The following is a 7,683-nucleotide window of genomic DNA, read 5'->3' on the forward strand; positions in this document are numbered from 1 at the left end:
CGAGATCGGTCAGGCCATAGTCGTTCACCAGTTCGACCTTGAGCGCGGGATAGCGACGCAGCAGCGGTTGCAGCCGCGGCCACACGTATTCGTTCGCCGCATAGTCGGTCGCGGTGATCCGGACGTTGCCGGCCGGCTGATCCGTCATCGCGCGCAGCGACTCCAGCTCCGCCTCGATTTCCTGAAAGCGCGGGGCGATCGATTCCAGCAACCGCTCGCCGGCCTCGGTCGGCGATACGCTGCGCGTCGTGCGCGTCAGCAACGGAATGCCCATGCGTGCTTCCAGCGCCCGCACCATTCGGCTCAACGCCGATTGAGACACGCCGAGTTGCGCGGCCGCCCGCGTGAAATTGCGTTCGCGCGCGACCGCCATGAACGCCACCAGATCGTTGAAGTCTTCCATTGATTCATGCACCACAGCATAGGCCTATGCCGATTTTGCCATCTAGTCGCATGAATCGCGAATCATTAAAGTGGGATGGCTGGCCGCTGGAGCGATCCATGCGGCACCCTTTTCGGTAGAGGACGACATCATGGAACTGAAGCGCGCGGGCTCGCAGCCCTCGATCAAGGGCCCCGACGAATGGTTCACCGGCACGGTCCGGATCGATCCGCTGAACGCACCGCCGCCGCCGGCGCGCGTATCGTGCGCCAGCGTGACGTTCGAGCCGGGCGCCCGCACCGCGTGGCATACGCATCCGCTCGGCCAGACGCTGCTCGTGACCGCCGGCTGCGGCTGGACGCAATGCGACGGCGAACCGCGCGTCGAGATCCGCGCGGGCGACGTGATCTGGTGCCCGCCGGGCCACAAGCACTGGCACGGTGCGACGTTGACCACCGCGATGACTCACGTCGCGATTCAGGAAGCGCTCGACGGCAAGAACGTCCACTGGCTGGAGAAGGTTACGGACGAGCAATACCTCGGCAGCGGCGAACCGCGATGAATACGCCAGCAGCCTTGAATTCGATGCCGGCCCGCGCGTCGTTCGCCGCAGCGGCACGCAGGTCGCGCTTCGGGAGGCACTCGATGGGCGCGACGTCAACCGGGCCGAACACGTCACCGATGCGCAGCTCGGCGCGCGTTGACGATCGCACGCGGCGCCTGTCGCGATTCGTCGCCGCGACGGGCCTGGCATTGCTCGCCGCCGCGTGCACCACCATGCAAAGGACCGACACCATGCAGGAACCCTTGTCTGTTGACGCCTTGAAGGCGGTTGCCCCGGCCTTCGAGCGATACACGAGCCATACCGTATTCGACGGCCTGTGGAAGCGGCCGCACCTGTCGCCGCGCGATCGCAGCATCGTGACGCTGTCGGTGCTGATCGCCCGCAGCCAGACCGTCGAGATGCCGCTGCATGCGCGCCTCGCGCTGGATCACGGCGTGAAGCCTGCGGAAATATCGGAAATGATCGCGCATCTGGCTTTTTACGCGGGATGGGCCAACGCGAGCGCCGCATCGATCATCGTCAAGCACGTCTATGACGAACGCGGCATCGGGCCCGATCAGCTCGCGCCGGCGGACGTCACGCCGCTGCCGCTGAACGAGGCGGCCGAGGCGCAGCGTGCGCGGACGGTCTCGGAAAACTTCGGCGCGGTCGCGCCCGGCGTGGTCGAGTACACGACCGATGCGCTGTTTCGCGACTTGTGGCTGCGCCCCGGGCTCGCGCCGCGCGACCGCAGCCTGGTGACGGTGAGCGCGCTCGTCGCCAACGGCCAGGTCGCGCAGATCCCGTATCACCTGAATCGTGCGATGGACAACGGGCTCACGCAGGCCGAAGCGTCCGAGACGTTGACGCAACTGGCTTTCTACGCGGGATGGCCGAACGTCTTTTCGGCGATGCCGGTATTCAAGGACGTATTTTCACGGCGCGCGGCGTGATGCGCGTGCACGCGGTCGTTTCGAATTTCGGAGAAGGATGTCATGCCCCACGTCATCGTCAAAGCCTGGCCCGGGAAGACCGAGGAACAGAAGCAACGTCTCGCGGACGCCATCACGCGCGACGTGATGGACATACTCGGTTATGGTGAGGAATCCGTTTCAGTTGGTTTCGAGGAGATTCCGTCGGACAGGTGGAAGGAAGAGGTCTATCGTCCGGATATCGATGCGCGTTCCGGAACGTTGTACAAGAAACCGGGCTATCGGATGTAAGCACACGTCGCACGCCCACCCGGTTCGACACGAGCAGCTTTGCCACCGCCCGCATCGAACCGCCGGTGAGATGAAGTGCCGCCGCTCCTATTTCGACGCGGTGCGCGTAAACGGCCCGGGAATCCTGCCCGCTTCCTGACGCGCGATCATCCAGCCGGGATAGCAGGGCGGCAACGCGCTCACGGCATCGAGACGCGCCAGCTCATCGTCGGTCAGGACGACATCGACCGCGCCGAGATTGTCGTCGAGCTGGTCGATCCGCTTGGCGCCGATGATGACGCTCGTGACTGCCGGCCTGGCGAGCAACCACGCGAGCGCGATCCGCGCGACCGACACGCGATGCGCGCCGGCAATCGCGCGCATTTCCGCGACGCACGGCCAGGCCCGATCCAGATCGACCGGCGGAAAATCGAAATGGCCGCGCCGCGAACCTGCTTCGGTCGCCGCACCGGGGCCGAACTTGCCCGACAGCAATCCGCCGGCGAGCGGCGACCAGACGAGCAGCCCCATCTGCTCGTCGACGGCGAGCGGAACGAGTTCGCGCTCCACGTCGCGCCCGGCGATCGAGTAGTAGGCCTGCAGCGTCTCGAAGCGCGTGGCGTGCAGCGCGGCACTCAGGCCGAGCGCTTTACCGATCTTGCCCGCGCGCCAGTTCGACACGCCGACGTAACGGATCAGCCCCTGTCGCGTAAGATCGTCGAGCGCGCGCAGCGTCTCCTCGATCGGCGTGACGGGGTCGCTCGCGTGAATCTGGTACAGGTCGATATGGTCGACCTGCAGCCGCTCGAGGCTGCGCCGCACCGAATCCATGATGTGACCGCGCGACGCGCCCTGGTCGTTCGGGCCCGCGCCCATCACGCCGGCCGTCTTCGTCGCCAGCACGATCTCGTGGCGCGGGACGCCGAGATCGCGCAGCGCTTGCCCGACCACGCGTTCGGCCTGGCCGAACGAGTAAATATCGGCGGTGTCGATGAAGTTGATGCCTGCGTCGAGCGCGCGGGCAATCAAGCGGTTCGTGTCGTCCTGGCCGACCGCGCCGATCGCCGCCCACATGCCGGCATCCGCGTTGCCGCCCATCGTCATCGTGCCGAGACACAGCTCGGACACGTACAGGCCGGTGCGGCCCAATTGCTTGTATTTCATTGCAGCGCCCTTCAGAATCGGCCGGACACAATGCGAGGCGTCGGCCGGTGGCGCCCCGCATGAACGGCGGAATGTTAGTTGGAGCGTGATTGGCCGGCCCGCAACTGCCCGGCAATCGCCGCGACGCGTGCGCCATAGCGGCGGGCCGTTTCGAGATCGCCCGGCGACATCTCTTCGGGCGACGCATCGGCCGGCGTCTGCGCCATCGGCGCGATGTAGGCGCCCATGCGGTTCAGGTCGTCGCGCGTCGACGCTTTCAGATTCGCCGGCTTGATGTCCATGCTGACCCAGATGCCGCCGTGCTGGCCGGCCAGCAGGAAGAAGTATTCGAGCGTATTGAGCTTGTCGCCGTTGATGCTGGCGCTATTGGTGAAGCCGCCGAAGATCTTGTTTTGCCATCCGCTTTCGAACCAGACCTTCGACGACGCGTCCGCGAACTTCTTGAACTGCCAGCTCGGGCCGCCCATGTAGGTCGGCGAGCCGAACAGGATTGCATCGGCGTCGGCCAATGTGTTCCACGCGTCGTCGGCAAGGTTGCCGTCGGCATCGATCGCGACGAGTGCGGCGCCGGCGCCGTCCGCGACGGCGGCGGCCATGCGTTGCGTATGGCCGTAGCCGGAGTGGTAGACGACGGCCGTTTTCACCGGCGGGTTGAGTTGATCCATGAGGGTTTCCTTTCGTTTGGAGCGTCGTTCGGACGACGTGGGAAACCACTCTAGCGAGCCGCGATCGGGTGATAAACGACGACAGATTGAACGTTCTGTTACTTTCCGGATGAACAATGCAGAACCTTGATGCACTTTTGATTTTTGCCCGTGTCGCCGAAATGGCGAGCTTCACGCGTGCGGCTGAAAGCCTCGGAATTCAGAAAGGACGGGTATCGACGGTCGTCCGCACGCTCGAACGGGACATGGGCGTCGCACTGCTGCATCGGACCACGCGGCGCGTGCAGCTCACCGAAGACGGACGCGCGTTCTATGCGCGCGCAACCGACCTGCTCGCCGAAGTACAGGAATTGCAGTCGATGTTCTCGGGGCGCGGTACATCGCTGCGCGGCAGGTTGCGCGTGGACATGCCGACGGAACTGGCTCGCAGCGTCGTGGTGCCGGCGCTGCCGCAACTGATGGCCGCGCATCCGGATCTGGAGTTGGAGCTTTCCAGCACCGACCGGCGTGTCGATCTCGTTCGGGAAGGGTTCGACTGCGTGATCCGGCTGGGCCCGATCGCCGACGAGACGCTGATTGCCCGGCCGCTTGGCAAGCTGCGCATGACGAATGCGGCGAGCCCCGACTATCTGGCGCGGCATGGTGTGCCGCATACGCTCGCCGATCTGCACAGCCAAGGGCACAGGATGATCCACTACACGCTGACGCTCGGCGCGCGGCATCCCGGCTGGGAATACCCGGACGGCGACGGCTATGCGTGGTTGCCGTTGCCCAGCGCGATGCAGGTCAACAGTGTGCAGACTTATCATGCGGCCGGGCTGGCGGGCATCGGACTGATCCAGGCCGGCTATTCGGCGCTCGCGCATCACATCGAAAGCGGCGCGCTCGTGGAGGTGTTGCCCGACTTGCGGCCCGAGCCGCTTGCCGCGTCGCTCGTCGTCGCGCATCGGCGCAATCTTTCGCCGCGCGTGCGGGCTTTCATGGACTGGATCGGGGGCGTGTTGGAGCCGTATCTGGATTAGCGGGGCGGCGGAGCAGGCCCTTACGAATCCGTGTCGCGATGAACAGCGGGCGCGGCATCAACGCGCCAAACCTCGCGCCTCGCCCAGCACCCATTCCGCAAACGCCCGCACCGGCGCCGCGCTCAATTCGATCGGCTCCGGCAGCACGAGGCAGAAGTTTTTCGTCACCGCCGTGCCGTCGGGCCAGGGCGCGACCAGACGCCCCTGTTCGAGCTCGGCCCCGATGTAAAGGCGCGGCACCAGCGCGACGCCCAGGCCGGCCAGCGCGGCCTCGATCAGCATCGAATGGAGATCGTATCGCGGGCCGACCGCCGAATTGGTCAGCACGATGCCGGTCTCGTCGGCATAGCGCTGCCACGCGTCCGGATTCTGCCGCCGGTGAAGGCGCGGCAGCGCGTCCAGCGACGGGTTCGCGCCAACGCGTTCGAGAAGCGCCGGACTGCAGACGGGTACCAGCACCTCCTCCAGCAGCGGATGCAGATGCATGCCGGCCCAGGCCGGATGCTCGAAGTGAATGGCCGCGTCGAATCCGCTGCCGGCCAGCAGGAAGGGTTCCATCCGTTCGGCGATATGCACGGTGACGTTCAGATGGCGATCCTGAAAGCGCTTCAGCCGCGGGATCAGCCAGCGGGTCGCGAAGGTCGGGATCGCGGCGATGTCGATGCTCGCGCCTTCCACGGGCTGCCCCATCAGATACAGGCTGTCCCGTTCCAGCCGATCCAGAATCTCGCGCACCTGCACTGCGTATCGCGTGCCGTTGGGGGCAAGCCGCACCCGGTTGCCGACGCGCTCGAACAGCGTCACGCCGAGGAACGCCTCCAGCCGGCCGATCTGGCGACTGACGGCGCCCTCGGTGCGCGCCAGCTCATCGGCGGCGCGGGCGAAGCTGCCATGTCGGGCTGCCGCCTCGAAGGCCAGGAGCGCGGAATTGCTCGGGATCTTGCGTCGCATCGGGGTCTCGTGGGTCGTACCGCGTTCGGCCGTCAGCTTGAACAAATATCACTGAAGGCTGACTTTAAGTCGATATCTACGCGGAAACCAGCAGATTAGCATTACGTCACTGCACTGAATATCCTGCATTCGACGTGCGGGATGTGCATCCGTAACGAAGGAAAATCCGATGATCTACACCGTGGAATGCAGCTTCGCCGACCCTGCCAGCGAAGCCGAATGGAACGACTTCTACAGCCTCGACAAGCTGCCGGCCCTCATCTCGGTGGCTGGTTTTCACACGTCGCAGCGTTTCAAGGCGATCAGCGACGGCTGCCCCGTTTATCTGGCCGTTCACACGATCGACGGCCTCGACGTGCTGACCGGCGATGAATATCGGCAAAAAGGCGGCGGCAATTTCGCGCGATGGCAGCAGCACATCACCGACTGGCACCGCAATCTCTACAGCGACATCGGTCGTGCGCCGGCGGTCAATGCCGACGAGCTGCTCGTGCTGAGCGCCGGCGGGCCCGACTTGCTGATCGAACTGGGCCTGAAGCCGCTGGCCATGCAGGCCGTCGCACTGGAACAGTTTCCGGCGCGCCGCTGGCTCGCGGTCCTGCCGCGGCGCGCCGCTCCGCTTGGCGACAACGTGCCGGCCGGCCTTTACCTTTACACGCCGATGACCGAACAACTGACGAAGGCGGCCCGCGATGCCTAACGTGACTTTCCATATCGATGCGGAACGCATGCCGCCGGACGCGCGCCTCGCCGAGCTGTCCGACGACTGCATCGACCTTTGTACGCGGGTCCTTCAGGCAGAAATCACGAACGTCCACGTCATTTACGTCGCGGTTCGGCATGGCTGCGGGCATCCCGTTTTCGCGGAAATCCAGTATCGCGACGCGCCGTCTCGCCCGCCCGCGGTCATGAACGCATTCATGGAAACGCTGGATCACGCCATCGTCCGGCGCACCGGGTTGACCGCACGCATCCGTTGCTTCGGTCATGCCGCATCGAACCTTCACGCCCGAAACTAGCCGCTACGGAGAAGCACGATGTCCAACGTTACGTTTCCCGGCCAGCGTGTCGGGGATTTCACGATCACCGCGATCAGCGACGGCTACCTCACGGCCAGCCTCGATTTCCTGTCGAATATCGACGCGACCGACGCCGCCGGGATGCAGCGTGCGGCCGGGCAGCAGGTGCTGTCCGCCGTGCACATCAACTGCTACGTGGTGCGCGGCGCGGGCCGCACGGTGCTCATCGACGCCGGGGCCGGCGGCATCAAGCAATGGGGCGGCCGCCTGATGGACAATTTGCGGCTCGTCGGCATCGAGCCTGCCGCGATCGACACCGTCCTGCTCACCCACGCCCATCCCGACCATGTCGGCGGGCTGGTGCATGCCGATGGACACGTCGCGTTTCCGAATGCGGAGCTGGTCGCGCATCGACGCGAGGTTGCATTCTGGCGGGACGACGGCAACCTGAGCCGCGCCAGCGAGCGTGCCCGCGGCAATTTCCGGATCGCGCGTCAGGTATTCGACGCTTACAGCGACGCGCTCCGGACCTTCGAGGAAGGCGAGGTGCTTCCCGGAATCGCCGCCATTCCGCTACCGGGGCATACCGACGGGCATACCGGATACCTGCTCGCATCCGGCGATCAAGGCCTGCTCGTGTGGGGCGACATCGTGCATTTTCCGCACATCCAGATCAAGCGGCCGGACGTGTCGATTGCGTTCGACCAGGATGCGTCGCAGGCAGCGACGACGCG

The 7,683-nt window shown here is 65.5% G+C and carries 12 protein-coding genes; 7 read left to right on the forward strand and 5 right to left on the reverse strand.

From position 1 onward, the window contains the following. Positions 1-403 (reverse strand): LysR family transcriptional regulator (locus tag JMF90_RS15210; RefSeq protein WP_201325204.1); only part of this gene is annotated, 403 nt, incomplete at its 3' end. Between the two features lie 130 nt (positions 404-533). Here JMF90_RS15210 and JMF90_RS15215 point away from each other — a divergent pair. Further along, a complete protein-coding gene (locus JMF90_RS15215) occupies positions 534-944 on the forward strand; it encodes a cupin domain-containing protein (protein WP_054928571.1) in 411 nt (136 codons plus the stop codon). On the opposite strand, the gene JMF90_RS15220 is transcribed toward JMF90_RS15215, so the two are convergent. Further along, positions 904-1,179, reverse strand: coding sequence for a hypothetical protein (locus tag JMF90_RS15220; protein ID WP_197285624.1), 276 nt, complete (start codon positions 1,177-1,179; stop codon positions 904-906). The genes JMF90_RS15215 and JMF90_RS15220 overlap by 41 nt on opposite strands. Between JMF90_RS15220 and JMF90_RS15225 the strand changes: the two genes are divergently transcribed. Together JMF90_RS15225 and JMF90_RS15230 are read left to right on the forward strand one after the other, a co-directional pair. After that, positions 1,178-1,879, forward strand: coding sequence for a carboxymuconolactone decarboxylase family protein (locus JMF90_RS15225; protein WP_347176308.1), 702 nt, complete (start codon positions 1,178-1,180; stop codon positions 1,877-1,879). The two genes, JMF90_RS15220 and JMF90_RS15225, sit on opposite strands and share 2 nt — an antisense overlap. A gap of 42 nt (positions 1,880-1,921) precedes the next feature. Then, on the forward strand, positions 1,922-2,149 hold the full coding sequence (locus JMF90_RS15230) for a tautomerase family protein (RefSeq protein WP_054928573.1): 228 nt from the start codon (positions 1,922-1,924) through the stop codon (positions 2,147-2,149). An 87-nt stretch (positions 2,150-2,236) separates the two neighbouring features. Here JMF90_RS15230 and JMF90_RS15235 read toward each other — a convergent pair whose 3' ends face one another. Together JMF90_RS15235 and JMF90_RS15240 are read right to left on the reverse strand one after the other, a co-directional pair. After that, positions 2,237-3,292 (reverse strand): aldo/keto reductase, encoded by a 1,056-nt coding sequence (locus JMF90_RS15235; RefSeq protein ID WP_054928574.1) that lies wholly within the window; start codon positions 3,290-3,292, stop codon positions 2,237-2,239. A 74-nt stretch (positions 3,293-3,366) separates the two neighbouring features. Continuing rightward, on the reverse strand, positions 3,367-3,957 hold the full coding sequence (locus tag JMF90_RS15240; protein ID WP_023476726.1) for a flavodoxin family protein: 591 nt from the start codon (positions 3,955-3,957) through the stop codon (positions 3,367-3,369). A 116-nt stretch (positions 3,958-4,073) separates the two neighbouring features. Between JMF90_RS15240 and JMF90_RS15245 the strand changes: the two genes are divergently transcribed. After that, complete coding sequence (locus JMF90_RS15245) at positions 4,074-4,979, forward strand: LysR family transcriptional regulator (protein ID WP_054928575.1); 906 nt, start codon at positions 4,074-4,076, stop codon at positions 4,977-4,979. 57 nt (positions 4,980-5,036) lie between these two features. On the opposite strand, the gene JMF90_RS15250 is transcribed toward JMF90_RS15245, so the two are convergent. After that, the gene (locus JMF90_RS15250; RefSeq protein WP_054928597.1) at positions 5,037-5,930 is read right to left on the reverse strand and encodes a LysR substrate-binding domain-containing protein; all 894 of its coding nucleotides are present in this window, start codon (positions 5,928-5,930) and stop codon (positions 5,037-5,039) included. 169 nt (positions 5,931-6,099) lie between these two features. Between JMF90_RS15250 and JMF90_RS15255 the strand changes: the two genes are divergently transcribed. From JMF90_RS15255 to JMF90_RS15265, 3 genes are all read left to right on the forward strand, one after another. Then, positions 6,100-6,630: a hypothetical protein gene (locus JMF90_RS15255; RefSeq protein ID WP_027812064.1), complete on the forward strand. Its 531-nt coding sequence runs from the start codon at positions 6,100-6,102 to the stop codon at positions 6,628-6,630. Further along, on the forward strand, positions 6,623-6,949 hold the full coding sequence (locus JMF90_RS15260; protein ID WP_054928576.1) for a hypothetical protein: 327 nt from the start codon (positions 6,623-6,625) through the stop codon (positions 6,947-6,949). The genes JMF90_RS15255 and JMF90_RS15260 overlap by 8 nt, the downstream gene beginning before the upstream one ends. An 18-nt stretch (positions 6,950-6,967) precedes the next feature. Further along, on the forward strand, positions 6,968-7,683 hold a 716-nt coding region (locus tag JMF90_RS15265; protein ID WP_201325205.1), incomplete at its 3' end, for an MBL fold metallo-hydrolase.

This window comes from Burkholderia sp. E168m23 (assembly GCF_016586125.1).
Classification (GTDB): domain Bacteria; phylum Pseudomonadota; class Gammaproteobacteria; order Burkholderiales; family Burkholderiaceae; genus Burkholderia; species Burkholderia orbicola.

Excerpts from the sequence above, each read along its gene's own strand:
- JMF90_RS15250 (WP_054928597.1), bottom strand. The coding sequence starts at position 5,930 with ATGCGACGCAAGATCCCGAGCAATTCCGCGCTCCTGGCCTTCGAGGCG.
- JMF90_RS15240 (WP_023476726.1), bottom strand. The coding sequence starts at position 3,957 with ATGGATCAACTCAACCCGCCGGTGAAAACGGCCGTCGTCTACCACTCC.
- JMF90_RS15225 (WP_347176308.1), top strand. The coding sequence starts at position 1,178 with ATGCAGGAACCCTTGTCTGTTGACGCCTTGAAGGCGGTTGCCCCGGCC.
- JMF90_RS15245 (WP_054928575.1), top strand. The coding sequence starts at position 4,074 with ATGCAGAACCTTGATGCACTTTTGATTTTTGCCCGTGTCGCCGAAATG.
- JMF90_RS15255 (WP_027812064.1), top strand. The coding sequence starts at position 6,100 with ATGATCTACACCGTGGAATGCAGCTTCGCCGACCCTGCCAGCGAAGCC.
- JMF90_RS15220 (WP_197285624.1), bottom strand. The coding sequence starts at position 1,179 with ATGGTGTCGGTCCTTTGCATGGTGGTGCACGCGGCGGCGAGCAATGCC.
- JMF90_RS15215 (WP_054928571.1), top strand. The coding sequence starts at position 534 with ATGGAACTGAAGCGCGCGGGCTCGCAGCCCTCGATCAAGGGCCCCGAC.
- JMF90_RS15235 (WP_054928574.1), bottom strand. The coding sequence starts at position 3,292 with ATGAAATACAAGCAATTGGGCCGCACCGGCCTGTACGTGTCCGAGCTG.
- JMF90_RS15260 (WP_054928576.1), top strand. The coding sequence starts at position 6,623 with ATGCCTAACGTGACTTTCCATATCGATGCGGAACGCATGCCGCCGGAC.
- JMF90_RS15230 (WP_054928573.1), top strand. The coding sequence starts at position 1,922 with ATGCCCCACGTCATCGTCAAAGCCTGGCCCGGGAAGACCGAGGAACAG.